This window comes from Kitasatospora sp. NPDC087271 (assembly GCF_044744605.1).
Classification (GTDB): domain Bacteria; phylum Actinomycetota; class Actinomycetes; order Streptomycetales; family Streptomycetaceae; genus Kitasatospora.
Genome location: NZ_JBIUYQ010000002.1, coordinates 674,701 through 701,627, shown reverse-complemented (window position 1 = coordinate 701,627; position 26,927 = coordinate 674,701). Strand labels below are relative to the sequence as shown.

Annotated in this window: 23 protein-coding genes; 8 read left to right on the top strand and 15 right to left on the bottom strand. The window is 72.6% G+C overall.

All coding sequences use genetic code 11. The features are described 5' to 3' along the window. Window positions 1-180 precede the first annotated feature (180 nt). The 5 genes from ACIO9K_RS06255 (at window position 181) to ACIO9K_RS06235 (ending at window position 5,244) form a co-directional block, all read left to right on the top strand. Window positions 181-1,092, top strand: a complete 912-nt coding sequence (locus ACIO9K_RS06255; protein ID WP_400327383.1) for a hypothetical protein — start codon at window positions 181-183, stop codon at window positions 1,090-1,092. Continuing rightward, window positions 1,089-1,610 (top strand): hypothetical protein, encoded by a 522-nt coding sequence (locus tag ACIO9K_RS06250; RefSeq protein WP_400327381.1) that lies wholly within the window; start codon window positions 1,089-1,091, stop codon window positions 1,608-1,610. The genes ACIO9K_RS06255 and ACIO9K_RS06250 overlap by 4 nt, the downstream gene beginning before the upstream one ends. 147 nt (window positions 1,611-1,757) lie before the next feature. Then, complete coding sequence (locus ACIO9K_RS06245) at window positions 1,758-3,272, top strand: peptidoglycan-binding protein (protein ID WP_400327513.1); 1,515 nt, start codon at window positions 1,758-1,760, stop codon at window positions 3,270-3,272. Next, the gene (locus ACIO9K_RS06240; RefSeq protein ID WP_400327379.1) at window positions 3,269-3,982 is read left to right on the top strand and encodes an ABC transporter ATP-binding protein; all 714 of its coding nucleotides are present in this window, start codon (window positions 3,269-3,271) and stop codon (window positions 3,980-3,982) included. The genes ACIO9K_RS06245 and ACIO9K_RS06240 overlap by 4 nt, the downstream gene beginning before the upstream one ends. A gap of 26 nt (window positions 3,983-4,008) precedes the next feature. Next, complete coding sequence (locus tag ACIO9K_RS06235) at window positions 4,009-5,244, top strand: ABC transporter permease (RefSeq protein ID WP_400327377.1); 1,236 nt, start codon at window positions 4,009-4,011, stop codon at window positions 5,242-5,244. A 148-nt stretch (window positions 5,245-5,392) separates the two neighbouring features. Here the strand turns inward: ACIO9K_RS06235 and ACIO9K_RS06230 are convergent, their stop codons facing one another. After that, window positions 5,393-5,614, bottom strand: coding sequence for a hypothetical protein (locus ACIO9K_RS06230; protein WP_400327375.1), 222 nt, complete (start codon window positions 5,612-5,614; stop codon window positions 5,393-5,395). Between the two features lie 128 nt (window positions 5,615-5,742). Here ACIO9K_RS06230 and ACIO9K_RS06225 point away from each other — a divergent pair, with 128 nt between their 5' ends. Together ACIO9K_RS06225 and ACIO9K_RS06220 are read left to right on the top strand one after the other, a co-directional pair. Further along, entirely contained in the window at window positions 5,743-6,630 is an 888-nt protein-coding gene (locus tag ACIO9K_RS06225) for an LLM class flavin-dependent oxidoreductase (protein WP_363621116.1), read from the top strand. Window positions 6,631-7,057: 427 nt separating this feature from the next. Further along, window positions 7,058-8,308: a hypothetical protein gene (locus ACIO9K_RS06220; protein WP_400327373.1), complete on the top strand. Its 1,251-nt coding sequence runs from the start codon at window positions 7,058-7,060 to the stop codon at window positions 8,306-8,308. Window positions 8,309-8,369: 61 nt separating this feature from the next. On the opposite strand, the gene ACIO9K_RS06215 is transcribed toward ACIO9K_RS06220, so the two are convergent. The 3 genes from ACIO9K_RS06215 to ACIO9K_RS06205 form a co-directional block, all read right to left on the bottom strand. Beyond that, window positions 8,370-9,395: a hypothetical protein gene (locus ACIO9K_RS06215; protein ID WP_400327371.1), complete on the bottom strand. Its 1,026-nt coding sequence runs from the start codon at window positions 9,393-9,395 to the stop codon at window positions 8,370-8,372. Then, on the bottom strand, window positions 9,392-10,861 hold the full coding sequence (locus ACIO9K_RS06210) for a phenylacetate--CoA ligase family protein (RefSeq protein ID WP_400327369.1): 1,470 nt from the start codon (window positions 10,859-10,861) through the stop codon (window positions 9,392-9,394). The genes ACIO9K_RS06215 and ACIO9K_RS06210 overlap by 4 nt, the downstream gene beginning before the upstream one ends. Window positions 10,862-11,147: 286 nt before the next feature. Then, entirely contained in the window at window positions 11,148-11,372 is a 225-nt protein-coding gene (locus ACIO9K_RS06205) for a hypothetical protein (protein ID WP_400327367.1), read from the bottom strand. A gap of 211 nt (window positions 11,373-11,583) precedes the next feature. Here ACIO9K_RS06205 and ACIO9K_RS06200 point away from each other — a divergent pair, with 211 nt between their 5' ends. After that, window positions 11,584-12,429: an HAD family hydrolase gene (locus ACIO9K_RS06200; RefSeq protein ID WP_400327365.1), complete on the top strand. Its 846-nt coding sequence runs from the start codon at window positions 11,584-11,586 to the stop codon at window positions 12,427-12,429. A gap of 29 nt (window positions 12,430-12,458) precedes the next feature. On the opposite strand, the gene ACIO9K_RS06195 is transcribed toward ACIO9K_RS06200, so the two are convergent. The 11 genes from ACIO9K_RS06195 to ACIO9K_RS06145 form a co-directional block, all read right to left on the bottom strand. Continuing rightward, complete coding sequence (locus tag ACIO9K_RS06195) at window positions 12,459-13,349, bottom strand: phosphate ABC transporter ATP-binding protein (protein WP_363581516.1); 891 nt, start codon at window positions 13,347-13,349, stop codon at window positions 12,459-12,461. A gap of 38 nt (window positions 13,350-13,387) precedes the next feature. Next, a complete protein-coding gene (locus ACIO9K_RS06190; RefSeq protein ID WP_400327363.1) occupies window positions 13,388-14,299 on the bottom strand; it encodes a class E sortase in 912 nt (303 codons plus the stop codon). Next, window positions 14,296-16,161 carry a substrate-binding domain-containing protein gene (locus ACIO9K_RS06185; protein ID WP_363621106.1) on the bottom strand — a complete coding sequence of 622 codons (1,866 nt, stop codon included), beginning with the start codon at window positions 16,159-16,161 and terminating at the stop codon, window positions 14,296-14,298. Before ACIO9K_RS06185 ends, ACIO9K_RS06190 begins: the two co-directional genes overlap by 4 nt. A gap of 38 nt (window positions 16,162-16,199) precedes the next feature. After that, entirely contained in the window at window positions 16,200-17,495 is a 1,296-nt protein-coding gene (gene pstA, locus ACIO9K_RS06180; protein WP_363581522.1) for a phosphate ABC transporter permease PstA, read from the bottom strand. Between the two features lie 43 nt (window positions 17,496-17,538). Then, window positions 17,539-18,570 (bottom strand): phosphate ABC transporter permease subunit PstC, encoded by a 1,032-nt coding sequence (gene pstC, locus ACIO9K_RS06175; RefSeq protein ID WP_350876910.1) that lies wholly within the window; start codon window positions 18,568-18,570, stop codon window positions 17,539-17,541. Window positions 18,571-18,945: 375 nt separating this feature from the next. Next, the gene (locus tag ACIO9K_RS06170; RefSeq protein ID WP_400327360.1) at window positions 18,946-21,525 is read right to left on the bottom strand and encodes a hypothetical protein; all 2,580 of its coding nucleotides are present in this window, start codon (window positions 21,523-21,525) and stop codon (window positions 18,946-18,948) included. A 312-nt stretch (window positions 21,526-21,837) separates the two neighbouring features. Beyond that, on the bottom strand, window positions 21,838-22,422 hold the full coding sequence (locus ACIO9K_RS06165; protein WP_350876906.1) for a hypothetical protein: 585 nt from the start codon (window positions 22,420-22,422) through the stop codon (window positions 21,838-21,840). A gap of 212 nt (window positions 22,423-22,634) precedes the next feature. After that, window positions 22,635-23,675, bottom strand: coding sequence for a substrate-binding domain-containing protein (locus tag ACIO9K_RS06160; RefSeq protein ID WP_363621103.1), 1,041 nt, complete (start codon window positions 23,673-23,675; stop codon window positions 22,635-22,637). A 321-nt stretch (window positions 23,676-23,996) separates the two neighbouring features. Beyond that, window positions 23,997-24,401, bottom strand: coding sequence for a hypothetical protein (locus ACIO9K_RS06155; protein ID WP_363581528.1), 405 nt, complete (start codon window positions 24,399-24,401; stop codon window positions 23,997-23,999). Continuing rightward, the gene (locus ACIO9K_RS06150; RefSeq protein WP_400327357.1) at window positions 24,391-24,807 is read right to left on the bottom strand and encodes a hypothetical protein; all 417 of its coding nucleotides are present in this window, start codon (window positions 24,805-24,807) and stop codon (window positions 24,391-24,393) included. The genes ACIO9K_RS06155 and ACIO9K_RS06150 overlap by 11 nt, the downstream gene beginning before the upstream one ends. Before the next feature lie 276 nt (window positions 24,808-25,083). Continuing rightward, window positions 25,084-26,892: a GAF domain-containing protein gene (locus tag ACIO9K_RS06145; protein WP_400327355.1), complete on the bottom strand. Its 1,809-nt coding sequence runs from the start codon at window positions 26,890-26,892 to the stop codon at window positions 25,084-25,086. Between the last annotated feature and the right edge of the window lie 35 nt (window positions 26,893-26,927).

The following is a 26,927-nucleotide window of genomic DNA, read 5'->3' as shown; positions in this document are numbered from 1 at the left end:
GTCGGTCACCCTCTCCCCCTTGAACCACCCCCACACCTCGTGGCGGGGGGGGGGCGGGGCGCGGGGGCCGGGGGGGGGGGGGGGGGGGTGGGGGCGCGCCCCCCCCCCCCCCCCCCCCCCCCCACGACGGTGCGAGGCTTGCGTCGACAGGCGACGTCGGACATGAAGGTGGCGTGCTGAATGCGGATGAACAGGGCTCAAGTGGTCATCTCTGTAGTGGCTTTAGCGGTGCTCGCCGCAGGCTGCAGCAAAGACACGAAGGCGGGCGGTGATTCCGACATCGTGGGCGAGCCCGCGGTCCCGCAGATCGGCGCGGACCCGGCAGACGGCTCGCCGGTAACCCATCCGCTGGACGGCTACTCGGTAGGGGCCGAGGAGTCCGCGCTGATCTTCCGGGCCATGGGCCAGGCCACCCGGACCTGCATGACCGCCAAGGGGTTCGACTACGACCCCGGGCCGGCGTCGACACCTCCCCCGCCGACTCCCATCGACACCTCGCTTCTGGGCCTGCTCTCCGTCTCCGCTGCGCAGCAGACCGGGTACCACCGGCCGCCCAGGCCAGCAGGCAACGGCACCTCCGGTACGGGGAATCCGTCCGGGCAGGGCCCCGAATACCAGAAGGCCCTGATGGGAGATCGCGGGACCAAGGCCGGTGCCGCCGATCCCAAGGCAGACCGGGGCTGTATGGGAGAGTTCGAACGGCGGCTCCAGGCGGAGGGCATCAAGAACACCGCCTCTGACTTGGTCGGCACCCTCCGTGCCAAGGCGTACGACCACGCCGCCGTCGACAGCCGAGTCCGCGCCTCGCTCGCGGACTGGCAGAACTGCATGACCAAGCTGGGTTACAACTACGCGAATCCGGTACAGGCGAGTTCGGCGGCCTGGCCGGAGCAGGTGTCACAGGAGGAACGGGACACGGCGGTCGCCGACATGAACTGCAAAGAGCAGGTGAAGCTGCTGGCCACCTGGAATGCCGTGCTGACCGCCTACCAGCAGGTGTACATCGGCAGGAACGAGCAGGCCCTCCAAGCAGACAGGGAAATCTCCCAGCAGCGGATCGCCGCAGCCAAGAAGCTGCTGGGCCAGGCATGACGGCGGTAGCAGGCGGCCGTCGCCGTGGTTGGCTCCTGCTGCTCGTCCTGGCCCTCCTCGCCGTCGTCGGATTCGTTGGCACGCTCGCCGCGAACCGGTCGAGTACCGAGAGCGGTGAGGCATTCACAGGTGAACGACTACGCGTCCAGCAGGACTACAGTGACTACTGGAAGGCGATGCTGGTGGCCAATGAGTCCGGTGACGGCTCGGCACTAGCCGACCACGCGGCGGGTGAGCAACTGGAGATCCTGCGTGCGAACCTGAGCGCCCTGACTAGCGCTGGGCTCGTTGCCAAAGGGTCCGTCGATCACCGGATCCGCAGCATCACGGTGGACAGGAAGTTGGCAACCCTGGTGGACTGCGTCGACGTTGGCAAGTGGATCCAGTACGAGGCGCGGAGCGGAAGAGTTCAGCCCGGCCAATTGACGAACCGTCCGAAACAACTGGCGAGTTACACCTTCGCGCCCAGGGATGGTCGCTGGATGGTGACACGGAGCGAGGTGCTGTCGGAGTGCTGAAGGTAGACCAGGGGTGGCTCCCGTGATGCTGCGGTACCAACTTGGGTTCGTTGTCGGCCGATCGTCTCCACCCCCCTTACGTCTCAACGACATCCGATAGGTCATGCTCTTCCCAAGGACACCATCAAGGAGGAGGCACCGTTGACCATGACGACGATGGGCGCTGACGACGACGTAGCCCAGCCTCTTCCGTCGCCCCCGCCCGCCCGTTCGCGGGCGGCGCGGCGCAGGCGGGTGCTGCTGGGGGTGGCGCTGGCCGCCGCGCTGGTGGCAGTGGGCGGGGTGGGGGCGGCGACGCTGGTGAAGTCCCCGGCGGAGCGGGCCGCGCAGACCGCGCCGCCGCCGAACAGTCTGCTCACCGTGCCGGTTGTCAGCCAGGTGCTGACGCCCTCGATCACGGCCCGCGCGGTGGTGTACCCGCCCGCGCAGTACAACGTCGTCCCTGTCGCCGCCTCGGCGGAGGTCACCCAACTGTTCGTCTCCAAGCTGGCCGTGAAGCAGGGGGACGCCGTCGCGGCCGGGAAGCTGCTCGCCGAGGTGTCCGGGCAGCCGCTGTTCGCCCTGCCCGGGGCGGTGCCCGCGTTCCGTGACCTGAAGCCGGGCAGCACCGGCCCCGACGTGGCCGAACTCCAGGACGCTCTGGCCGGATTGGGACACGGCATCGACGGGGACGACAAGGGGACGTACGGGCCGGGTACGGCCGCCGCGGTGTCGGCCTTCTACCGCGAGCTCGGCTACCCGGTGCCGGCCACCGGCGCCACCACCCAGCAGGCCGTGGACACCGCGCAGAAGGCGGTGGACACGGACAAGCAGACGGTGGACGGCCTCGCGGAGAGGAAGAAAGCGGGCTCCGCCCAGCCGCCGACGGCGACCACTCAGCCGCAGGCCCAGCAGCCGCCCCCGTCCGGCGATCTCGACCAGCAACTCGCCAACGCGAAGAAGCAGTTGGTCACCGACCAGGCCACCCTCGCCAGGGCCAGGGCCGCCAACGGCCCGATGGTCCCGGCCGCCCACGTACTGTTCCTGCCTGCCCTCCCCGCGACCGTCACCGCCGTCAACGGCGCGGTCGGCTCGCCGGTCTCGGGCACCCTGCTCTCGCTCACCAGCGGCGGCCTGGCCGCCACCGGGCAGGTCACCCCGTCCCAGGCGGCGGGCGTGCAACCGGGCATGGCCGTCGAACTGCTCGCCGAGGACACCAACATCACCGTCCCCGGCACCGTCGCCGAGGTCGGCGCCCCAACCAGCACTCCCCCGGCGGGCAAGGTCATCACCCTCGGCGGCGCGGCGGGCGGCGGCAAGGGCGGCCCCGACAGCGGCGGAGCCCCCAACGGCCAGCCCGGCCAGCCCAACGGCCAACCCGGCGGACAGAGCTACGTCCCGGTGACGATCACCCCGAACACCCCGCTGCCCGCCGCGATGAGCGGCAAGAACGTTCGGCTCACCGTCCTGAAGGCCAAGGCGGGCGCCCCCGTCACCGCCGTGCCGATCGCCGCGGTCTCCACCAACGCGGCCGGCCGGACATCCGTCACCACGGTGGACGCGGCCGGGAACCGCACCACCGTCCCGGTGACCACCGGCGTCACCGCGGACGGCCTCGTGGCCGTCACCCCGGCACAGGGCGCGAACCTCAAAGCCGGCGACCAGGTGGTGGTCGGCAAGTGACCGAACCCGCCACCGAGGCCGGCGACAAGCCCGTGATCGCCCTGTACGGCGTCGGCCGCACCCACCTCGGCCGCCCGCCCGTGGTCGCGCTGCGCCCCACCGACCTGACCGTCCGCCGCGGCGAGTACCTGGCCGTCACCGGCCCGTCCGGCTCCGGCAAGTCCACCCTGCTGCACCTGCTCGGCCTGCTCGACACCCCCACCACCGGCCGCTACGAACTGGACGGCATCGACACCGGCGGCCTGCGCGACAAGGACCGCTCGACGCTGCGCGGGCGCCGGATCGGCTTCGTCTTCCAGTCCTTCCACCTGCTGTCGCACCGCACTGCCGAGGAGAACGTCGCCCTCGCCCAGGTCTACAACCGCACCCCGCGCCGCGCCCGCAGCGCCGCCGCTGTGGACGCGCTGCGCCTGGTCGGCCTCGGCCACCGGACGGACGCCCTACCCGGCACCATGTCCGGCGGCGAGCGCCAGCGGGTGGCGATCGCCCGCGCCCTGGTGAACCGGCCGAGCCTGCTGCTCTGCGACGAGCCGACCGGCAACCTGGACTCGGCCAACGCCGGGGCGGTGCTCGTCCAGTTCGACGCACTGCACGAGCAGGGCTACACCCTGGTCGTCATCACCCACGACCCTGCCGTGGCCGCCCGCGCCCAACGCCGGGTGAGCATCCACGACGGCGTGCTCAGCGAGGCGGGAGCACCCGTCCGGTGATCCGCATCCGACGACGCGGCGGAGCCGTGCTCCCCGAGCCACCCTCCCACCTGAGCGTGCGCGACCTGCTCTCCGAGGCCCTGTCCGGCATCCTCCAGCGCCCGGGCCGCTCGGTGCTCACCATGCTCGGCACGGTGCTCGGCATCGGCGCCTTCGTCGCCGTCCTCGGCCTCACCGCAACCGCCACCGGCCAGATCGGCGAGCGGTTCAGCCTCACCAAGGCCACCACTGTCACCGTCACCGACCAGCCGCGCACCGACGGCGTCGCCCCCGGCGCCAACCCGCCGAACGACTTCCCCACCGACGTCGACCACCGGATGGCCGCGATCGACGGCGTCCGGGCCGGCGGCATCTGGTGGCCGGTACCCGGCGCCCCGACGGTCTCCCGCCGCCCGGACGGCCCCGACGAGGGCACGGGCCTGTCCGTCCTCGCCGCCACCCCGGGCGCGGTGGCCGCGATGGAGCCGACCCTGACCGCCGGGGTCACCCTGGACGAGTTCGTCCAGCGGACGGCCCAGCCAGTGGTGCTGCTCAGCGAGGCGGCCGCCAAACGGCTCGGGGTGAGTCGGCTGGATGCCCAGCCGGCCGTCTTCATCGACCGCGTCCCGTACACCGTCGTCGGCGTCTACGCGGACGTCCAGCGCCAGCCGGGCGCCCTGCTCAGCCTGATCATCCCGGCCAGCACGGCGCTGGAGCACTTCGGCAACCCCGCCCCGCAGCCGGACCGCGGCGCCCAGGGGCTGGTCGCCACCAGGGTCGGCGCGGCGCCCGTGGTGGCGGCCCAACTCCCGCTCGCGCTACGGCCGGACGCCCCGCACGCGTTCACCGTGGTCCCGCCGCCGGACCCGCACAGCCTCCAGGACACGGTGACCTCCGACCTCACCGGACTCTTCCTGGCACTGGCCGGGATCTGCCTGCTGGTCGGCGCCGTCGGGATCGCCAACACCACGCTGGTCGCCGTCCTGGAACGGACCGCGGAGATCGGTCTGCGCCGCTCGCTGGGCGCCCGCACCGGTCACATCGCCGCCCAGTTCCTCACCGAGTCGACGGCCCTCGGGACCCTCGGCGGGCTGATCGGCACCGGCCTCGGCGTGGTGACGGTGGTCTCCGTCGCCGCCGCCCGCGACTGGACCGCCGTCCTGCAGCCCGCCACCACCCTGCCCGCCCCGCTCATCGGCACCGTCGTCGGCCTCCTGGCCGGCCTCTACCCGGCCCTCCGCGCCGCCCGCACCGACCCGCTGAAGGCCCTCAGGAGCACATAGGCGGGACGGCGGTAATTGTCCCGCGCATGTAGGAAGGACTTGACTCCGTCGACTGGACCCGGCCGGGGCACAGCTACGGGGCGGCTGAGGACACGGTGCTTGCCGGTGTGGGGATTGCCTGCGTTGGCCCGGTCCGCGAGCGTGTCCTTCAGCCGCCGCGACGTGTCGTCGGACGACCGGCAGGCGTGGGCCACCTCGATGCGGAGGATGAACGGTCGTCGGGGTCCGATAGGTTCCGCCGGTTCGTCTCCCCGTGGAGGAGGATCTGGTGCTCGTCAGAGATGGTGAGCAGTTCTTCGAGGTTCCTGGGCTGCCGCATCAGCCGGTCGGGGTGGTAGACGATGATGTGGCGGAACTCCCGCTCGCCCAAGCCGGCGAGGAGTTCCTGGAGCCACGGTGGCAAAATGGCGCCCCCACGCCACCCTGGTGACCGTATCGCCCGACCGGCTGTGAAACAGGGATCCGCCCGATCTTCCCGACGGACGTAGGGTCGCCGGTATGCGCTTGAGTACCGTGATCCTCCCCATCCACCGGTGGAGCGAGGGGCAGAAGATCTGGCGGCGGGCCGAGGAGCTCGGGTTCCATGCCGCGTACACGTATGACCACCTGTCGTGGCGCTCGTTCCGCGACGAGCCGTGGTTCGGATCGATCCCGACACTGACCGCGGCGGCCACCGCGACCGAGCGCCTGCGGCTCGGGACGCTCGTGACATCGCCGAACTTCCGCCACCCCGTGACACTGGCGAAGGAGCTGATCACGCTGGACGACGTGTCCGGCGGGCGGCTGACACTGGGGATCGGGGCCGGCGGGACGGGCTTCGACGCGACGGCGATGGGGCAGGAGGCGTGGTCGCCGAAGGAGCGGGCGGACCGGTTCGGCGAGTTCCTGCCGCTGCTGGACGAGCTGCTGCGCGAGGACGCCACCACCCGCGAGGGCACCTACTACTCGGCGGTCGAGGCCCGGAACATCCCCGGCTGCGTGCAGACCCCGCGGGTGCCGTTCTACGTGGCTGCCGCCGGCCCGCGCGGGCTGCGGCTGGCGGCCGAGTACGGGCAGGGCTGGGTGACGTACGGCGACCCGAAGGGCCCCGCGGACGTGCCGGTCGAGCAGGCGCCCGGCGTGATCGCCGCGCAGATCGCGAAGCTGACGGCCGCCTGCGAGGCACAGGGCCGGGACGCCGGCGAGCTGGAGAAGGTGCTGCTCCAGGGCTCGACCGCCGAGAAGCCTCTGCAGTCGCTGGACGCCTTCGTGGACTGGGCCGGCACCTACCGCGACCTGGGCATCACCGAGTTGGTGATCCACTGGCCCGTCCCGGACTCGATCTTCGAGAACGACCTCGCCGTCTTCGAGAGGATCGCCACCGAGGGCCTCGCCCAGCTGGCCTGATCAAGGATTCGCTCCCCGTGGTTCGCGCCGCCGACCCACGCGAAGCAACCAGTCCGCCGGCGGCCGACGGGCCGTTGGCGGACTAGCGGCGGCACTCAGCCGTCTCGGCCCTGGGTGACCACGAACTCCGTTCCGTCGGGCGTCGCGCCGACGCCCGGCTCGGCCCACTCGGTCGTCCTTCTTGTTGCCGGGATCGCGGCACCCAGACGCGTGCCGTCGACCCTGCGTGTTCACTCCGGCAGGTGAGGTTTCGAGGGACCCTCGGCGACGGCGCCCTCACGACCGCTACCGTGGCGCCATGGGTGCAGCGGGCAGGGCGGGCCGAGCTTTTGGCCGTGCTGGATGAGGGCCACCGTCGATGCCCACGGCGGGAGCCGAGCAACTCGCACATCACTACTTCGGAACCGGCTTGTGGGGAGAGCAGGACATGGCGATCGCCGTTCGAGGCGCGGATCACGGCGAGCGCTCGCTCACCGACCTGATCGAGCGCTGTGCCGAGTTGAAGGGGGAGCTGGTCGCCTTCGCGCAGAGTGCGCGCTTCGACCGGTGGTTGACTCCCCTCCTGCTGGAGGCGGCCGGGCCCGAACGGCTGCTGGACGAGGGTGAGGCGGTCCGGATCACCGACCACTTCATCCTGCGCTTCCGCCTGCCGGACGGTTCGACGGTGGTGGACCGGTTCGTCGGTGGGCGGCGGGACCTGGACGGGATCGACCGGGAGATGCTGCTCGGCTGGCGGGACCCGGTCGAGGGGATCTTCGAGGTCCGCCGCAAGGACGGGGATGCCCTCGTCCTGCTGAACCTGATCGACGACCTGGAGTACCGCACGTACTCGAACGCCGGACGGGCCGCTTTCCGGGGAGTGACTAAGGGAGGGTTCCTCCACACCTGCCTGGTGCCGGTCTTCTCGGCCGACGGGACGTGGCTGGTCTCCGGGGCGATGTCGTTCTACCCCAGGTCCAGCGCCACCGAGATCGCCCGGGCCGCACTCCAACTGGCCACCAGCCACCCCGAACTGGTCTTCCGCAACCCCGAGAAGATCGAGCAGGGATGGGAGTCGATGCGGGCGGACCGGGACGCGTTCGTCGAGTTCTTCGGCGGCGACGAACTGGTCCTTCCGCCCGCCGAAACCGAGGAACGGCTCAACGCCTACTACCGGCACCGGCAGGAGGACACCGCCGCCGGGCGTCCCGACCGCGCCCGGGGCAGGCGGCTCCCGGGCCTCGACTTTCCGGCTTTCGAGCTGCCGCCGGACCTCGCGGACGCGGACACCATCGGAGTCATCTACGACGAGGTCGACGGGCTCAACTTCTACGCGGACTACGGGCTGTTGCGGGACCTCTTCGCCGACCCCTCCCTCACGGGTCGCAAACCGCACCAGGACCTGCTGCGCACGTACCTGCGCGAGCGGTCGATCACGCCACTGCCGATCCGGCGACTGGCCGCCGCCCACCCGGAGACCGCCGACTCGGTGTTCCGGAAGCTGCTGCGGAAACCCGGGTTCGCCTGGAGCGAGCACGGCGAGGAGCTGTTGCGCCGACGCAAGCCCTGGTACTACGCGCAGGAGCCCCGGCCCGGCGTCTCCGTCGTCGGCGAGCGCCTCGGCGAACTGGCGGCCGGCGGGCGGCGGCAGCGGTTCACCAGCGCACGGCGCGTGCCGGGCCAACCCCATCGCCCGTAGCCGAGAACGCCGAGAACGCCGTGGCCGCCGTGGCCGCCACCGTCAGAAAGCCGCCGCCCGGTCAGAGCTGGCGCACGACGGGGAGGGTGGCCGTGCCGCGCTCGCGGGCGTCGCGGCGGGCGAGGCCGGGGGAGTTGCCGGTGCCGAGGATCCGACCGTCGGCGATCGCGATCCAGGTGCCCGGTGCCAGCCCGGTGGGCGGGGTGAGGGACAGCGCCGACGTCACGGCGTGGTCCGGCTGGAGGCGGTCGGGGCGTGGGGCCGGCGACGCGGTGCCGGCGCGCCAGCGGGCCGTCGTCCGCTCGCCGCCCAGCCGGCGCGACCACACCACGTGCTGCACCACGATCAGGGGGCCGAGCACGGTCAGCAGGGGGAAGCCCGCCGTCAGCGCGCCCAGGGCGAACAGCGCGCTGACCGCGCTGGTCACGACCACTCCGACGACCGCCGCCAGCAACGCGGCCGTCCGCCCGAACGCCTTGGCGGCGACCAGCGGGAACAGCACGAGGAGCAGCAGGTCCCCGAGGCCCACGGCGACCGGCGGGCTGCCGCCCGTCAGGACGAGCATCGGGGCGAACGGCCTTCCCTGGACCTGGGTGACGAAGTTCGCGGTGACCTGCGTCAGGGTGGTCGCGACCAGGTCGTAGCAGGACAGGACGGCGGCCAGCCCGGCCGCGTGCGCCGACCGCATTCCGCTCTGCGTCCACAGGTTGGCCACGCCCACCACCGCGACGGCGAGCATCACGTCGGTGCAGGCGCGCACCGCGACGGGGTGGCCGCTGCACGCCGCCGTGGCTCCGGCGGCCACGAGCGCGAGGCCCCAGGCCCAGCGGCCGGAGCAGACCGGCGCCAGGGTGAACTGCACCGCCAGGCAGAGCACCAGGCCGAACAGCGCCGAGACGACCACGCCCGGCAGCTCGAGGTAGAGCAGCGGGGCCAGCACGACGCCGACGCACAGGACGGCGATGTCGCCGGAGGTGTAGACGCCCACCGGAGGCCTGGGCATCCGCACGCGGACCAGGTACCCCCCGGCCACGGCCATCAGCAGGGCCACGCAGCAGCTCAGGGCGATGAGGGGGATCGCGTTCATGCGCCGCTCCCGGCCCGGACGCCGACCGGACGGGCCGACTCGAAGGTGTGTTCCCGCAGGTCCGCGCGGACCGGACTGGACGGCGGCAGTTTCGACCGGTCGTCGTGGAGCACGATGCCGGCCAGCGGCAGCCCCGCCGCCGACGCCCGCTCCTCCAGCCTGCGGTGCAGTGTCGCCGCGGGCAGCGCCCGGACCAGGAGGTGCAGCAGCGCACCGCCGTCCGGCTCCTCGGTCAGCGTGTACCTGGCCGGCAGCGGCACGTCCGGCTCCCCCTCGACCAGGTCGAGGACGTCCCTGGTCGGCACGGAGGCGCTGAGCGGCCCCGACCAGCGGCCCAGGACGGCGGACGTGGCCGGCAGGTGCGCCCACTCGCACCCCGTCCCGCCGACGGGCAGCCGGACCAGGTCGCCGGTGGCGTACCGCAGCAGCAGGGTGCACTCCCGGTAGGGCACGAAGGGGGTGTGCACCAGCATCCCGACCTCCCCCGGCGCGGTCGGCTCCCAGGTCTGCGGGTCGAGCACCTCCAGGTGCCCGAACTCGGTGGTGTGGTGCAGATGCCCCTGGGAGCACGGCGTGCCGCCCGAGGGGAGCGTCTCCGTCATCAGGTAGGACGTGGACACCGGTGCCCCGAACGCCGCTTCGGCCCGCTCCCGCAGGGGGGCCGACAGCACCTCGCCGCCCACCCCGATGCTCTCCAGCCCGAAGTCCGCGGACCGCCACCCGGCCTGTTCGGCCTCCTGCACGAGCGCGGAGAGGTACGACGCGGAGGCGGTGAGGTGGGTGATCTGCGGGGCCTTGCCGGGCAGGCCGAGCGGTGCGGCGAGGCGTTCCAGGGCGAGCGCGGGGTCGATCGTCCCGAACTGGACGAACGAGGCGCCGACCCGGGTGGTGGACTCCTCGGCGACGACCAGCGGCAGGGTGGCCCTGGAGCAGCCCGCGTAGGCCACGGTGTGCCGGGGGCGCAGCCCGAGGGTCAGGGCCGCCGAGATGGTGCTGAGGGCGATCGTGGTCTCCAACTCGGCCCGGGAGTACCAGACCGCGGTCGGGGTGCCGCTGGTGCCGGTGGTCAGCGCCATCAGGGCGGGCGTGGCGGCGGCGGAGACGAACGCGGCGGGCAGGCCGCGGAGGGCCGCCTTCGGGGTGACGGGCACCCGCGACCAGGTCTCCGTGTCGAGCGTCTCGGGGTCGATCCCGAGGTCGTCGAAGGTCCGCCGGTAGTAGGCCGTGTGGCGGACGGCGGCGCGCGCGGTGGCCCGCAGGCTCCGCCGGGTGACCGTGCGCCGCACCTCCGGGTCGACCTGACCGGCCTGCCCCGGCAGCAGCGCCGAGTCCGCGCCCGGTTCGCCGAACTCGGCGAGCGTGCGGACCATGTCGTCGGCGATCCGCCCGAGGTCCTGGGGCCGGATCCTGCGGTTGAGCAGGATCGATGCGCCGTACCGGAGTTGACTCACCGCAGTGCCGAACACGAGACCTCCTGGAACCTGGGCCGGGGATGCTCACCCCGGCCCAGGCCGGGACGACTCGGTCAGGCCATGTGGGCGAACATGGCGGCGGTGAGGGTGCTCAGGGCGTACTTGAAGTAGTGCTTGACCATGTCAAGACCTCCTGGTGGGGCCGGCCGGCGCGGCCGAGCACGCCCCGATGACGTGCTCCGGTGCCGGCGGGTGGGGAGTGCAGTTTAGGGAATCGAACAAGCCTCGACCAGGGGTGAGGCGGCATCAAATTCCTTGCCCCGAAAGGGCGGTGCCGCAGCTACGGGTGCGGGCGGGTGCGCTGGGCCGGGAGGCGGGGCTCGGGGGCGCGGCGGGCGATCTCGGCGAGGGTGTGGAAGAGGACGTCGCCGAGCAGGACCGGCTCGCGGGAGGCGTCCGGGGAAGCGCCCGAGGAGACGTCCCGGGAGACGTCCCGGGAGGCGTCCGGGGAGGCGGCGGGCGGGATGGTCGGGGGAGGCTCGTCTCGGAGCTGGCGAGTGGGCATGGCTCTTCCTGCCGACGGGGTGGCCGTGCACACTCCTGCCCGTCGCGCCCCGGGGACACCCCGGCCGGCGGGCGAATAGGCCGGAAACGGAGCCCCGGGGGCCGAAAGGGGGCCGAAAAGGGGGCCGAAAGCCACAGGTCCGGCGGGTCGGCGGCGCCGTCCTGCGGGTCCGCGACGAGGTCCGTCCTCGCCGGTGACCGGTGCGGCACCGATGGGCGAAGATGGACCGGTGACCGAAGCCCGTACCGCCCCCCGCCTCATCGCCACCGACCTGGACGGCACCCTGCTGTGCGCCGGCGGCACCGTCAGCGAACGCACCGCCGCGGCCCTGGCGGCCGCGGAGGCGGCCGGGGTGCAGGTGGTGTTCGTCACCGGGCGTCCGCCGCGCTGGATGCAGCAGGTGAGCGCGCACATCGGCGGCCACGGGGTGGCGATCTGCTCGAACGGCGGCGCGGTGGTGGACGTGCGGCGCGGCGAGCTGCTGGAGTCGTTCCCGCTGCCGGTGGAGACCACCCTGGCGGTGGTCGAGGTGCTGCGCGCCAAGCTGCCCGGCACCGCGTTCGCCTTCGAGTACCCGGACGGGTGGGCCCGCGAGCCCGAGTACGCGGTGCCGATGTGGGGCGACGACCTGGAGCACGCGGTCGGCCCGGCGGAGAAGCTGCTGGGCGCCGGCGGGCCGGTCCGGGGCCTGTTCAAGCTGCTGGCCAAGCACCCCGACCTCGCCCCGGACGCGTTCCTCACCCAGGCCCGGGAGGCGGCCGGGCACCTGGCCGAGATCACCCGCTCGGCGCCGATCCCGCTGCTGGAGATCAGCGCGCCCGGCGTCACCAAGGCCAGCACGCTGGCCCGTTGGTGCGCCGGGCACGGGATCGACCGGAGCGAGGTGGTGGCCTTCGGCGACATGCCGAACGACCTGGAGATGCTGGACTGGGCCGGCACCGCGTACGCCGTCGCCAACGCGCACCCGCAGGTGCTGGCGGCGGTGCCGCTGCACACCGTGAGCAACGAGCAGGACGGCGTCGCGGCGGTGCTGGAGGAGCTGCTGCGGCTCCCCTGAAGGCGTGCCGCCCGGGCCCTGGACAGGGCCTAGCCGAAGCGGCCGTTCACGTAGTCGGAGGTCCGCTGGTCGCGCGGGTTGCCGAAGACCTGAGCGGTCGGCCCGGCCTCCACGATCCGGCCCGGGGTGTCGTGGGTGGCCAGGAAGAAGGCGCAGGTCTGCGAGACGCGCTGGGCCTGCTGCATGTTGTGGGTGACGATCACGATGGTGAGCCGCCCGCGCAGTTCGGCGATGGTCTCCTCGACCCTCCGGGTGGAGGTCGGGTCGAGCGCGGAGCACGGCTCGTCCATCAGCAGGATGTCCGGCGAGACCGCCAACGACCGTGCGATGCACAGGCGTTGCTGCTGCCCGCCGGAGAGCGCACCGCCCGGGGTGTGCAGCCGGGTGGAGACCTCGTCCCAGAGCCCGGCGCGGCGCAGGCTGGTCTCCACCAGGTCCCGGCGCTCCTCCTTGGAGACCTTGATCCCGGCCAGCTTCAGGCCGCTGGCGACGTTGTCCTGGATGGACATCGCCGGGAACGGGTTGGGCCGCTGGAACACCATGCCGATCCGGCGCCGCACCTCGGCGGGGCGCCGGCCGGGACGGTAGACGTCGTCGCCCTCCAGCAGCACCTCGCCGGCGAGCGCGGCGCCGCGCACCATCTCGTGCATCCGGTTGAGGATCCGCAGGTAGGTGGACTTGCCGCAGCCGGACGGGCCGATCAGCGCGGTGACCTCGCCGGCCGGCATCGCCAGCGAGACCCGCTCCAGCACCTTGCGGGCGCCGAACCACGCGGAGACCTCCCTGGTCTCCAGCCCGGCCAGCGGCTCGCCGCCGGGGTGCGGGGCCGGCGGCAGCGGCGGGAGGGTGAGGGTGTCGGCGGCCGGGTCGGTCGCCGGGGCGTCCGCCGTGCCCAGGCCGGTGGTCGGGGTGTCGGTCATCGGTGCATCCGTCATCGGTACGGCCTTCCGGGCGCGCTTCAGTAGAGGTTGGGCAGCAGGGCCGCGGCGTTCTCGTAGACCGCCCAGAGCAGCGCGCCGAGCACCGGCGCGAGGCTCAGGTAGGCCGCCGAGGCCCGCCAGTACCGGGCCAGCACGAGCGCGCCGAGCACCGCGCCCAGCAGCCCGAGCGACCACAGCTGCAGCGTGGCCAGCGCGCCCTTGTCGGCGGCCAGCGCCTTGTCGTACGGGACGGTCCTGGGCCGGCCGCCGGGGTTCTGCTCGGGGTCGCCGTCCAGCCGGGCGCCGACCATCACGGTCGAGCCGGGGATCCAGTCCGAGTCCCCGGTGACCAGGACGAGCCGGTTGCGGGCCGGGTCGGTGATCGGGTGGTCGCCGTCGCCGTACACGTTGACGGTGTAGGTGAACTTGCCCTGCCCGGTGGTGGCCTCGATCTTGTCGCCCACCCGGAGCCCGGACAGTTCGGCGAAGGGCGCGCCGAAGGTGGCGCCGCGGCCGAACAGCACCGCGACGCCGCCCTGGCCGGGCAGGGCGGTGTCCCGGCGGTGGCCGGGCCCGCGCATGAGGTCCCGGCCGGTGGTGCCCTCGACCACGACGGCCTGGTGCAGGCCGATCGCCGGGATGTCCAGCAGGGCCACCGGGGCGCCGTCGGCGGCGGCCCCGGTGGGGGCGACGGCCCGGGCGAGCTGGTCCCGGAAGGTCTTGTACGCGGTGGACTGGAAGTGCCGTTCCTGGACGTGCGAGAGCGTGAACAGGTAGCCGACGAAGCCCAGCACCAGCGCGGCCAGCAGGCTGGCCACCCGGGCGCCCTGGAGGAGGCGGCGCCGCGCGGGGGCGGCGCCGGGCCCGGCCGCGGGGGTCGCGACGGGCGGGACCGCGGGCGTGGCCGGCCGCGCGGGGGCGGCCGGCTTCTCCAGCACCGGGGCGGTCACGAGGCGCCGTCCGAGGACTTGCGCCGGCGCAGCAGCCGCCGGCCGAGCAGCGGCGGGACGAGCACCACGGCGAGCAGTTCGAGGGCGGTGAGCGTGCTCAGCGTCCAGTCCTCGGGCTTGCCGGCCACCTCGACCACGTTCGCCGCGACCTCGGTGCTGCCACCGCGGCCGCGGGCGACCACCTGGCCGGTCTGCGGGTCGACCACGTCCTCGGTGCCCGGGTCGCCCGGTGCGGCGCCGGCCGCGTTCGGGTCCGTGCCGGCCGCGCCGTCGGCCGCCGCGGCGCCGTCCCCGGTGCCGCCGGTGCCCGCGGCGCCACCGCCCGTGCCGCCGGCGCCGCCGGCCGCACCACCGCTCGTTCCGCTCCCGGTCCGGCCCGTACCGCCGCCGCTGCCGCCGCCCGTGCCACCCGTACCGCCGCCGCCACCGGTACCGCCGGCCGCGCCGCCGGCACTGCCGCCGCTGCTGGAACCGCCGGCGCCCGAACCGGTCTTGACCGCCTGGCCGCCCTGTACGGTGCAGTCCAGCGGAGCGCCCTGCTTGTCGCAGGGGCTGGGCTGCGGCGCGTTCTTGAGGACGGTCAGCTCACCGGTGGAGTTGAAGGTCGGGTTGGCGCAGTTGGACAGGGTGTCCGGGTCGACCGGGCTGGCGTTGCCGGGGATGCTCCTGGTCTGCAGCAGGCCGCCCTTGACCAGGCCGCGCGGGATCGGCGAGTAGCCGAGGCCGTCCGCCTCGCCCTGGCCCTCGCACAGCACGTAGGCGAGGAAGCGGCTGAGGGCACTGCCCTTGTCGTTGTTGAAGCGGGGCGGCGGGGGCAGCGCGGCCCCGGAGCGCGGCACGATCACGTAGCTGTAGCTGGAGATCGGGTAGGAGCGCGGGTCGTCCATGGTGTAGACGCCGTCGAGGTTCTGCTGCAGGTAGTTCGGGTCGGACACCGGGGTGTTGTCGTCGACGCCGCGGATCTTCGCCGCGGTGAGCGCCACGGCGACGTTGGAGGCGGTCGGCAGCGAGTAGTAGCCGGCCTGGTTGAGCACCTTCACGACCGGCCAGTTGCTGCGCTTGGCGAAGGCGTACTCGTCGTAGCCGATGGTGCCGAGGCCGGAGGAGGCCTTGATGTAGCCGGCGACGACGTCCGAGCCGTTCTGGGCGACCATCCGACCGGACGGCGGGAAGAACTCGGTGTAGTCGCCGCAGGAGACGCCGTTGACGGAGGAGCAGTACGCGTCCCACTGGTCCTTGTGGGTGTGCTCCATCCAGCGGGTGAACTGCGCGGTGGCGCCGGAGCCGTCCGAGCGGACCACCGGGGTGATCGGCAGGTTGGGCAGCGTCTTGCCGTAGTCGGCGGTGATCTTCGGGTCGTTCCAGTTGGTGATCTTGTTGGTGAAGATGTCGACGACGGTCTGCGGCGAGAGCCGCAGGTCGCGGACCTGCTTGCCACCGACCACCAGGTTGTACATGAAGGTGGTGCCGCCGGCGGTGATCGGCACGTACGAGAAGCCGTAGGTCGGCTGCTCCGCGCTGCCCTGGCCGTTGCGGCGGCCCGCGTCGTTCACGCCGGCGTCGGGCGTGGTGCGGAACGGCACGTCGGAGGCGGTGAAGTCGTTCTGCCCGAGGGTCCAGGAGTTGCGGCCGGCCGCCGAGCCGACCGGGTTGAAGCTGATCTGGATGCCCTGCGACCCGACGTCCTGGCGCCACTGGTCGATGGCCGGACCGGCCCAGCTGGACCCGTCCGCGCTCAGCGCGACGCTCGCCGCGAAGGCCCGGGAGCCCGGCCCCAGCATCGGCGCGGCCGCGAGCAGCAACAGGGACATCAGCAGGGCGAGCGCGCGGGCCACGGGGCGGCCGGCAGCCTCCCACGACATGGGGACTCCTCTGGGACGGAGGGTGGTTGGGTGGGTCATCAGCTGTTCCCGGGGAGTGGGACGGCGGTGGCCGGCGCATGGGCGGACGCGGTCCGCGCCAGCGCCGGACGGACGGTGTCGGACGGCCGGGCGGCTCGTGCGGCGGCCTCGGCGCGCCGCGCCTCCAGGTCGATCCGGCGCTTCTGCCGCCTGGTCAGCTCGCCCGGCTTGCGACCGCCGAGCACGCGCGCGGTGACGAAGAGGATCAGCACCAGGACCATCAGGGTCAGTCCGGCCGCGAAGGCGCGGGCGACCATCTCGGGGTAGGGCTGCTTGACGTAGTTCCAGATGTACAGCGGCAGCGACACCTGGTGCTCGTGGAGCGGGTCGGCGTTGAACTGCGAGGTGAAGCCCGAGGTCAGCAGGACCGGCGAGGTCTCGCCGACGCCGCGCGCCATGCCGAGCACCACCGCCGTCACCAGACCGGGCCGGGCGGTGGGAAGGACCACGTTCCACACCGTGCGCCACTGGCTGCCGCCGAGCGCGTACGAGGCCTCCCGCAGGGTGCCGGGCACCAGCCGGATGACCACCTCGGCGGCCCGGGTGACGATCGGCATCATCATCACGGTCAGCGCCAGCGAGGCCGCGAAGCCGCTCTTCTCGAAGCCGAAGGTGATGATGAAGACGCCGAGGATGAACAGGCCGGCCACGATGGAGGGCAGCGCGGTCATCGCCTCGACCAGCGTCCGCACCGGGCGCGCCAGCCGGCCGCCGACCTCGGACATGAAGATCGCCGCCGCGATGCCCAGTGGCACCGCGAACAGCGTTGCCAGGCCCAGCTGTTCGAGCGAGCCGACGATCGCGTTGAGCGCGCCGCCGGAGGTGATCGGGGAGAGCGCGGCGGTCCGCTCCATCGACTCGGTGAAGAAGTTGAGGTGCTGGGCCGCCTCGAAGCCGCGGCTGGCCACGTAGCCGATCTGGTCGACGATCAGCGCGACCACCAGCAGCCCGGAGCTCCAGGAGGCCACCGACACCAGCCGGTCGCGCACCATCAGCCTGCCCCACTGGAGCCGGCCGAGCGCGAAGTAGCCCGCCAGGAACAGGAGGTACCAGCAGACCAGGAAGCCGAACGCGCCGCTGAACGGCAGCACCCGCTCGTACAGCGCCCAGTTCAGCGCCAGCGAGCCGACCAGTGAGCCGGCCACGGTGAACACGTCCTCGCGGGTCACCCCGCCGAGCCGCACCTTGGTCTGGGAGCGCGGTGGCGCGGCCTCGGCGGGTGCCTCGGCGGAGCCGGAGGGCGTCGGACCTCCGGGCCCGGACGCGGCGACCGGTGGCAGGTCGAGCGTGGTCATCGGGTCGTCCCTTCGACGCGGTGGGTCATGTCGGTACGCCGCCTCAGTCCGCGGTGGAGGCCCCGGAGCGGGACCGGTTGATCACGAAGCCGGCCGCCACGTTGACCAGCAGGGTCAGCGCGAACAGCACCAGGCCGGCTGCCATCAGCGCGGAGAGCGAGAGCGCGTCCGACTCGCCGAAGCGCAGCGCGATGAGCGCCGAGATCGAGTTGGCGCCGTTCTCCAGGATGTGCGTGATGGTCTTGAAGCTCGGCGAGACGATCAGCGCGACCGCGATCGTCTCCCCCATCGCCCGGCCGAAGCCCAGCATGATCGCGCCGATCACCCCGCCCTTGCCGAACGGCAGGACCACCGCGCGCACCATCCCCCAACGGGTCGAGCCCAGCGCGTACGCGCCCTCCCGCTCGCCCTGCGGGGCCTGGGAGAACACCTCCCGGCTGAGCGAGGTCACGATCGGGATGATCATCAACGCGACGACCACGCCCGCGATGAAGGTGGAGGAGGTGTAGGAGGTGCCGATGTCGCCGGTGCGCACCTTGAGGAAGGGGATCGTGTCGCCGAGGTGGTTGGTCAGCCAGCGGACGAAGCCGATGATGCGCGGCTGGAGGAAGAACAGCCCCCACAGGCCGTAGATGATGCTGGGGATCGCCGCCATCAGGTCGATCAGCGAGATCAGCGCCGCCCGCAACCGGACCGGCGCGTACTCGGAGATGAAGATCGCGGTGAAGAGGGCGACCGGGACGGCGATCACCAGGGCGATGACGGCGATCAGCAGGCCGTTCGGCAGGACGGCCGCGATGCCGAAGTTGTGCGCGGCGGTCTGCCACTTCTGCTCGGTCAGGAAGGACCAGCCGACCGCGCGCAGCGCGTCCGTGCCCCGCAGGATCAGGAAGAACGCGATCATCCCCATGATCGCGAAGACTGAGAGCCCGGCGACCCGCAGCACCCCGCGGAACACCCGGTCGCCCGGGGTCGCGGGGGCGGTGATGGTGCGCGGGACGTCCCGGTCGGGCCCGTGGCCGGGTTGGCCTGGCACCCCGGCGTACGGTGCCGCGGGCTCGGCGGCGGATGTCATGGTCTGCTCTCCGTGCTCGGGTGCGGGGGACGGATCCGGTGCGTACCCATTCGGCCAGCCACAGGTGGCCGGATCGGGTCGTGCGTGTGTACGAGGGCCCAACGCGGCAACTCGGTGGCGGAGTTGGGAACTCCGAATGGCCGGACCGGACCGGCGAATGACATGTCCGTGCTGGGGCTTCTCACCCAAGTCCTTTGATGTGAAAGGTATTTGCCTTCGATCACGCGCGGCCGAAGCATTGGCCGATTCCACCCCAGACGCAACGCGCGTTGACTCCAAGCGACTTCAGCCATGCGAAAACGACTCGGCGGGGCCGAAACGGCGGCCCCGCCGAGTCGTGCTTCGGTGATTCTGTTGTGTCCCCGCGTCAGACCGTCACGGGCGGCGGCGCAACCGCGACCAGCCCTTCCGCACCTCCGCCAGCGCCCGCGCCCCGGCGGGCGTCCCGCCCAGGAAGAGGACCGCCGGACCGCCGACCAGCAGCACCAGGCCGCCGATCAGCGCGACGGGCAGCAGCAGCCGCGCGGCGCCGGAACGGTCGGGCGCCGGAGTACCGGCCGCGACGGGCGCGGCGGACAGCGGCTTGCCGGGCGTGCTGGGCGTCGCGCCGGGCTTGGCACCGGCACCGGCACCCGCCACCGCTCCGCCCGCCGCAGTTCCACCGGCCGCCGTTCCCGCTCCACCGGACGCGGAGCCCGCACCGGTGCCGGACAGGCCACCGGTGGAGGACCCGCCGGACCCGCCGGACGCCTGGTCCCCGGTCTCGCCAGACGCCGCGGCCCCGCTCCCGCCGGACGCTCCGCCCTCGCCGACCTGGGTGACCGGGGCGACGCCCTGCCCACCCCCCGTACCGGAGGCCGGCGTCGAACCGTCGCCGCCGGTCGCGGGCGGGTTCGGCGGCGCGGCCTGGTTGCCGGGCAGCTTGGCGTCCTGCGCCTCCAGGTGGCCGATCGCGTCCCCGGCCTGGGTCCGCTGGGCGGCGGTCAGGGCGAGGAAGCCGGGGGCGAGGTGGCCGGGCTCGTACCCGTAGACCTGGCCGGTGGTGGTCACCGCGCGCATGAACTTGGTCATCGCGGCCACCTTGCCGGCCGCGACGTCCTTGGTCGGGAGCATCGCGTACTGCACGGCGGTCAGCGGGTAGGCCTTCTGGTCACGCGCGAGGGCCGAGTCGGACGCGCCGTACGGCAGGGACTGCACGCCGGTGGCCTGGTCGACGGTCATGTCGGCGACGGCCGCCTGGAAGCCCGGGCCGTCCGGTGAGACGAAACCGCCGGCCGGGTTGAGCAGTTGGGCCTCGGGCAGCGAGTAGGCCTTCGCCTCACCGGTGTCCATGATCGCGAACAGCGTCCGCTTCCCGATCTTGAGCGGCGGGCACAGGTCGTGCGAGCCGTCCGACTTCGTGTCCCCGTTGACGCAGTTGGGCTGGTTCCACAGCACCTTGCGCACCACGTCGTTCAGCCCGGTCGAGATCGGGTTCCACTCGAACTGCTTCCAGTTGCGCTTGGCGTCCTCCTTCGCGTCCGGGATCCCCGAGGAGTCCTGCCGGACGAGGGAGTCGGTCGGGTAGCCGGAGAAGGCCGGGCGCAGGTAGAAGCTGTCCACGTGCATGCCCCACGGGTCGGACTCGCCGTCCAGGAAGCGCACCGCGTCGGGGTCGGAGGCGATCCACGACGTCAGCTGGTACGTCATGTCCGCCGTCCCGCCGAACACCGTCGGGGTGGTGTTGTTCGAGAGGCACCCCGTGGGCCAGGAGACCGTGCCGTCCGAGGGCAGCGGGTTCAGCTTCTGGAACTCCGGGTCGTCGAAGATGCAGATCGGGTTGCCCTTCACCGACGGGATCGCGGCGCCGGGCGAGGCGTAGGACTGCGTGAGCAGCTTGGCCAGCAACCGCGCGTTGAGCTTCATGCTCCTGATCTGCCGACCGGTGTTCGGGTCGTCCACGACGAACACCACGGAGATCCCCGAGGTCGCGATCGGCGCGTACACGTACGGGCGCGGTGGCGGCGCCTGGGTGTCCGGCCGGGACGCCAGCGCCATGTCGCCGCCGCCCGACAGGAAGTCCGTGCGGGCCTGGGCGTCGCCGTTCGCGAAGCCGTACGTGAGCGACATCGGCTCGGTGCCCTGGCACAGCCCGGCCTGCCACTGCGCCATCGCCCGCTTGGCCGGTTCGAGTCCGGCCACCCTGAAGGCCGCGTGCTGGTCCGGACAGGCCGCCGCCGTGGGGGCGAACTCCAACGGCACCACCGTGCGGCGCTCCCAGGAGCACTGCTCGGACGTCTTCATGTTCGTGTAGCGGTTGATGGTGCCGTTGAGCTTCAGGTCGGACGCCATGCCGAAGTCCAGGTCCAGGCTGTGGTTGTCGCAGCCGAGGACGCCCTTGCGGGTCTTGTCCGCCCAGGCGATCGAGTCGCCACCGTAGTTGGGCTCGACGACCAGCGAACACGGGTGCTTGTCGTCACAGCCCAGGGTGGGGCTCTGGTCGGCCGTGTAGAGCTCGATGTCCGCGAAGCCCGAACCGTCCGGGCCCGTGACCGAGACGACCATGTTCGACGGGTAGTCGGGGAAGGTCGTCCCCGGTGCGGGCGTCTTCTGCTGGAAGCCCGCCGCCGCGTCGGCGTTGTACAGGGTGCTGTCGTAGCAGTCGGTGACCTTGGGGTCGGTGCCCCGGCACTGGTACACCCGCACCTGGTAGAAGGGCTGCTCGCTGCGCGGTGCCGGCCCGTTCAGCCAGGGATCGCCGTTGGCGTCCGAGGTCGGGGTGAACCCCTTCCAGCCGACGTGGACCACCTGGTTGACCAGGTTCTTGGTCTGCACGACGCTCACACTGCCCTCGGGGCCGTACACGCCCTCGTTCGGCTGCCACACCTTGGGCCCCGGCACCGTGACGGCGGAGTCCTCCGCCACGGCCTGCGGCAGCGCCCCCAGGCCGATCGGCAGCACGCCGACAGCGACCACCGACGACCACACCATCGCGAGAGCGGGCAGTCGGCGGCGCCAACGGCCCAAGGGTCTCCGGTCGGGCGGTCGGACTCTCATGGCGGGCACCTCCGTGCGATTGCGCGCCGCCGGGAGACGCGGCGCAGGGGATCGGGCATCGAGCGGCCGACGATTCCGGTACCCGTCCATTCGGCCAGCCGCAGATGGCCGGATCCGGTCGCCCGCGTGTACGAGACCACAACGCGGCACCTCGCTAGCGGAGTTGACGCCTTCACGGAAAAACAGGCCCGCGCCTGTCGGCACGGGCCTGGACCAACCTGCGGGCGGTGCTCAGCCGTTGAAGGTCAGCGCGAAGGAACCGATCGCCTGACCGTTCGTGAAGAAGGAGGTGTTCAGCTTGCTGTCGAGGAACTGCGCACCCGCGGCGTCCACGGTGAGGGCGGAGGCGGTCAGCGACTGCGTGGTACCGCTCTGCTCGGTCCGCTGGAGGCCGGCCGGCTTGAACAGCAGGACCGGGTCGGTGGCGCCGTCCGGCACACCGGTGAGGCGCCAGTCGTCGGCGCTGAACGCGAGCTGCTTGAAGAGCACGCTCTTGCCGGTGAAGACGTCGACGAACAGCAGGCTGCCGCCGAGCGTCGCGTTGCCGTAGTAGCCGCGCAGGTTCACGCTGCCGCCGGTCACCGGGAGGCTCGTCGCCAGGCCCGCGGTGGTGTTGTAGGAGACGCTGGCGTTCGGCAGCGGAACGATGAACACACCGTTTCTCGCCGCGGCCTGGAGGAAGGTGTTGTTCTCGGTCACCACGGCGCTGCCGGTGGGGACGGGAGCGGTGTCGGCCGCGGCCACGCCGCCGAAGGCGGTGACGGCGAGGACGACCGCGACGCCGCCGGCGAGGAACCGACCGGTGGTACGGGACATGCTGGGCTCCTTGGGAGAGGAAGGTTTCGCGCTGAGGGTGGAGAACCGGTCCGAGGACCGGCCGACGGGTCCGACCGGAGCCGGCCCGTTCCCTTCGAGACGTCCCGCCGGTGGGCCGGCGACCACGGGCGCGAAGCCCGTGGCCGCCGGATGGTGCGGGGTGGATCAGGTGCGGGATGGATCAGGTGCGGGGTGAGTCAGGTGAGGGTGGATCAGGTGAGGGTGGCGACACCGCAGGCCGGGGTGGCCAGGAAGCCGTAGCTCGCCAGGTCGGCGGCGGCGACCGGGTCGTTGCAGATCCAGCCGTTGGAGCCGAAGATCGCCTGGAGCGCCTGGCCGTGCGCGTCGGTCGCCGTCCACTCGGTGTCGCGGATCACGTTGTAGACCACGCGGCCGAAGGAGGAGTTGGCGAACTTGGTGTTGATCACGTTGTTGGTGACCGGGGTCAGGGTGGCGCCGTTGACCACGATGTTGCGCAGGGTCAGGCTGCCGGGGGCGTCGGTCGCCGTGCCGTGGCCGCCGACGGTCTGGCCGAGGTAGTGGGCGACGGAGTAGGGGAAGACGACGTTCGGGTCGGTCAGGTTGGCGTCGGTGCCCTCGTTCTCCTCCGGGCCGGTGGTGACGCAGGCGCCGGGGGTGGTCACGCCGATCGCACCCAGGAAGAAGGAGCGCGTGCCGGAGTCGGCCTGCGGCAGGAACGGCTTGATGGTGGCGTTCGGCAGGCTCGCGCTGATCTGGTTCCAGTTGGTGGTGGTGCAGTTGTAGATCGCGGTCAGCTGCGCGGAGGTCAGCTGCGCCGGGGCGTTGCCGTTGCTCGGGGCGGACCAGGTGACGGCGTCCTTGGCGAGCGCGACGAAGTCCAGGCCGTGGGCGTCGGTGGCCGCCGGGCCGCGCGAGGAGCGGGCGAAGTCCACGGTCGCGCTGGTGTTGGCGACCAGGGCCTTGATGCCGGCGCCGGAGCCGTTCGGGCGGGCGATCGAGGTGGCGCCGGTCTTGGTGGTGATCGGCGAGGTGCCGGTCGCGTCCCAGCTGTACAGGCGCGGCGCGGTGGAACCGGCGCCCAGGGAGGCGTTGTAGTCGGCCGAGAACTGGTTCAGCAGGACCTGGATGGTGTCCGAGCCGACACCCACGATGTCCTGGGCGGCCGGGGTGACACCGGCGGCCGGGTCGGCGATGGCCGAGCCCGAGGCGACGGTGGCGAGGGAGGTCGCCAGGGCGGCAACGGTGAGCAGCTTGGCAGCGGTCTTACGCATGTTTCTCTTCCTCCGGTGGGAGAGACGTCCATCGCGTGAACCCGTGCTCTGGTTGGGAGCCCGGGGCCGGTGGCCGCGTCCGCTGCGGCCGCTCCGGCAGTGCAGATCCTGTCCGGCCCGGAGGTTCCGCCGGAAGGGAGGTCGAGGGCGGGTCGGGATTGTCGACTCATCGGTTCGACGAGGTTTAGCGACTGGTCAGCACGGGCGCGGCGGAGGGGAAAGGGGGTGGTCGGAGGCCGGTGACGTTCTTCTCCAGGTGGCGACTCGGGGTGTTGCCGGAAACCTGCGCTTCACCGGAACTGCACGTGGGCCCCGGCCGCCTCACAGCGGCCAGCGGCCGTCCCGACCGCCCCGCCGCAACTCCTGCCCCACCCACTGGAGTCCGGACAGGAAGCCCTCGGCGCCGGCCTGGCACTGGTCGCGCCGCAGGTAGCCGCGGGCGCTGCGTGCCACCGGCGCGGGCTCGACCGCCGCCCGCCGGGTGCTGCGCGCCGGCAGGTAGGCGGACCACACCCACTGCCGGCCCTCGGACTGGGCCACCGAACATCGAAGGGCCGCCCGCTCGATCAGCAACACCCGGACCGCCTCGGCGAGTTCCTCCTCGCTGCGGTAGGTGCGCACGCCCACGCCGAGCGGCCGCCCGTTGGCGGCGCGCAGCGCCCAGCCCAGGCAGCGTTCGGGTGCGGGGACGATCAGCAGACGGGGGCCGCGCCCCTCAGCGGCCATCGGGGCGTCTCAACGAGACGGTGTTCCGGGGAAGTTCACGGCCCGGAAGATCACGAACCGGCCGCTCCCTGGCAGGCCGCTCACGAACGGCTTGGTCGCGAACGGCTTGGTCGCGAACGGGCCGGTCACGCGCGGGCAGCTCCCGCACGGGCAGGTCCCGCGCGGGCTGTTTGGCCAGCAGCACGACGAAGCGCCGGAAGGCGTTCTGGCAGGTCGCGTACCGCTCGTACGCGCGGCTGGAGCGCACCTCGGGCAGGCTGCGCGACCCGGGGACAACCCAGATCCAGCCGATGCCGTCCCGGACGTGGGTGATCCGCGCGGTGAGTTCGGCGGCCCCGACGCGTAATCCGTCGAAGCCGCGCTCGGCCTCGCCGGGCGTCTCGAACATGGCGGCGGTGATGGCCACCACCCGGCCGTTCGGCGCCTTCAGCTGCCAGCGGTACCGCCCGTCCGGGGCGCGCTCCGTCCTGAACCCGCCTCGACTTGCCCCTGCTGCGGTGTTCCCGCGGCCAGACGCGTCCACTGCTCCCCCCGTCCGGTTACCCCTCCGAGACCGGTGCAAAGCTATGTGTGCACACGGACCCACGGAAAGCCCAGAACGTTCACAACTTGCGGTGTTGGTCGGGAAGTTCTCCCTCGTTTAACTTTCACCGGCCAACCGCCGAGGAGGATCGGGCCGGGCTCAGAGCCGGGCCGTCCAGCGGACCATGGTGCCCTTCCCGTACGGTCCGGTCTCGTGCCAGGCGGCGCCGCCGAGCGCCTCGGCCCGCCGGGTCAGGTTGAGCAGGCCGCTGCGGCGCCCGCCCGCCGGGATGCCGACGCCGTCGTCGGTCACCGTCAGCAGCACGCCCGGGCGCCCGCCCCGGTCCAGCGACTCCGGGTCGCCGCTCACCGGCCGGCCGGTGTCGTCCAGGTGGGCGGTCGCGTCGATCTCGACGCCGACCCGGGAGGCCCGCGCGTGCCGGGCCGTGTTGGAGAGCATCTCCCTGAGCGCGGCGAGCAGTTGACGGCCGTTCTTCTCCTCGACCAGGCTCTCCACCGGCCCGACGAAGCTCACCGAGGGTTTGAAGCCGAGCGCCGCCGCGGCCTGGCTGGCCTCCCGCAGCACCCGGGTGCGCAGGGTGTCCGGCGCGTCGCCGTGGTTGTCGTGCTGGAGGGCGTAGATGGTGGTGCGGACCTCCTGGATGGTGGCGTCCAGCTCGTCCACCGCCTTGCCGATGCCGACCTTCACCTCGGGCACCACGGACCGCCGGGCCGCGCTCTCCAGCATCATCCCGGTGGCGAACAGCCGCTGGATCACCAGGTCGTGCAGGTCGCGGGCGATCCGGTCGCGGTCCTGGAAGACGGCCAGGCGCTGCTGGTCGCGCTGGCCCTCGGCGAGCCGCAGGGCCAGCGCGGCCTGCGAGGCGAAGGTCTCGGCGAGCTGCTTCTCGGTGTCGGTGAACGGCAGGGCGCCGCGCGGGCGCCAGACGCAGAGTCCGCCGAGCACCCGCCCGGCGGCGACCATCGGGACGGCCATCGACGGGCCGAAGGCGCGGGCGAGCCGGATCTCCACGGTCGGGTCGCTGGACATGTCGTCCAGGTGGATGCTCTCCCCGGCGAGCAGCCGGGCCGCGAAGCTCTCCCTGGGCAGCAGCTCGCCCCGGACGAACTCGGCGGCCTCGCCGGAGGCGTGGGCGACCCGCATCTGCCCGTCGCCGTCCTCCGTCGGTTCGGTCGGGAGCAGGATCATGCCGAGCGCGGCGTCCGCCAGCTCCCGGACCTGCTCGGCCGCGACGGTGAGCGCGGTCTCGGCCTGGTCGGTGGAGAGCAGCGCCGTGGTGACGGCGGAGGCGCCGGCGATCCAGCGTTCCCGGCGCCGCCCCTCCTCGTACAGCCGGGAGTTCTCGATGGCGACGCCGGCCGCCGCGGCGAGCGCGTGCACCACCTGTTCGTCCTCGGGGGTGAAGGCGCCGCCGCCCTTCTTCTCGGTGAGGTAGAGGTTGCCGAAGACCTCGTCGCGGACCCGGATCGGCTCGCCGAGGAAGGTCTTCATCTCCGGGTGGTGCGGCGGGAATCCGGAGGAGCGCGGGTCGGCGCCGAGGTCGGCGAGCCGCAGCGGCTCGGGGCGGTCGATCAGCGCGCCGAGGATGCCGCGGCCGGCGGGCAGGTCGCCGATCTCGGCGGCGGTCTCGTCGTCGACGCCGACGTGGATGAAGTCGGCCAGGCCGGTGCGGCCGGGGGCGATCACGCCGAGGGCCGCGTACCGGGCGTCGACGAGTTCGGCGGCGCCGGTGGCGATCCGGTGCAGGGTGGCGTGCAGGTCGAGCCCGGCGCCGATGGAGACCACCGCCTCCAGCAGCCGCTGCATCCGGTCGGTGACCGCGGCGGCCGACTGCAGGCGCTCCGCGACCTCGGTGACCAGGGTGTCCAGCCCGAGCGAGGCGATCTCCGGCACCCGATGGGGTGTCGGCTCGGGCGCGGCGGCGGAGGGCTCTGGCGTGGGGTCCATGCAGAAAGCCTAGTTTGTACGCTTTTCATCCGAAG

Coding starts and splice junctions, on each gene's coding strand:
- pstC (WP_350876910.1), bottom strand. CDS start 18,570: ATGACATCCGCCGCCGAGCCCGCGGCACCGTACGCCGGGGTGCCAGGC.
- ACIO9K_RS06195 (WP_363581516.1), bottom strand. CDS start 13,349: ATGACCGACACCCCGACCACCGGCCTGGGCACGGCGGACGCCCCGGCG.
- ACIO9K_RS06215 (WP_400327371.1), bottom strand. CDS start 9,395: ATGAACGCGATCCCCCTCATCGCCCTGAGCTGCTGCGTGGCCCTGCTG.
- ACIO9K_RS06225 (WP_363621116.1), top strand. CDS start 5,743: ATGCGCTTGAGTACCGTGATCCTCCCCATCCACCGGTGGAGCGAGGGG.
- ACIO9K_RS06200 (WP_400327365.1), top strand. CDS start 11,584: ATGGGCGAAGATGGACCGGTGACCGAAGCCCGTACCGCCCCCCGCCTC.
- ACIO9K_RS06160 (WP_363621103.1), bottom strand. CDS start 23,675: ATGCGTAAGACCGCTGCCAAGCTGCTCACCGTTGCCGCCCTGGCGACC.
- ACIO9K_RS06220 (WP_400327373.1), top strand. CDS start 7,058: ATGGCGATCGCCGTTCGAGGCGCGGATCACGGCGAGCGCTCGCTCACC.
- ACIO9K_RS06145 (WP_400327355.1), bottom strand. CDS start 26,892: ATGGACCCCACGCCAGAGCCCTCCGCCGCCGCGCCCGAGCCGACACCC.
- ACIO9K_RS06255 (WP_400327383.1), top strand. CDS start 181: ATGCGGATGAACAGGGCTCAAGTGGTCATCTCTGTAGTGGCTTTAGCG.
- ACIO9K_RS06250 (WP_400327381.1), top strand. CDS start 1,089: ATGACGGCGGTAGCAGGCGGCCGTCGCCGTGGTTGGCTCCTGCTGCTC.
- pstA (WP_363581522.1), bottom strand. CDS start 17,495: ATGACCACGCTCGACCTGCCACCGGTCGCCGCGTCCGGGCCCGGAGGT.
- ACIO9K_RS06185 (WP_363621106.1), bottom strand. CDS start 16,161: ATGTCGTGGGAGGCTGCCGGCCGCCCCGTGGCCCGCGCGCTCGCCCTG.
- ACIO9K_RS06155 (WP_363581528.1), bottom strand. CDS start 24,401: ATGGCCGCTGAGGGGCGCGGCCCCCGTCTGCTGATCGTCCCCGCACCC.
- ACIO9K_RS06245 (WP_400327513.1), top strand. CDS start 1,758: ATGACGACGATGGGCGCTGACGACGACGTAGCCCAGCCTCTTCCGTCG.
- ACIO9K_RS06205 (WP_400327367.1), bottom strand. CDS start 11,372: ATGCCCACTCGCCAGCTCCGAGACGAGCCTCCCCCGACCATCCCGCCC.
- ACIO9K_RS06165 (WP_350876906.1), bottom strand. CDS start 22,422: ATGTCCCGTACCACCGGTCGGTTCCTCGCCGGCGGCGTCGCGGTCGTC.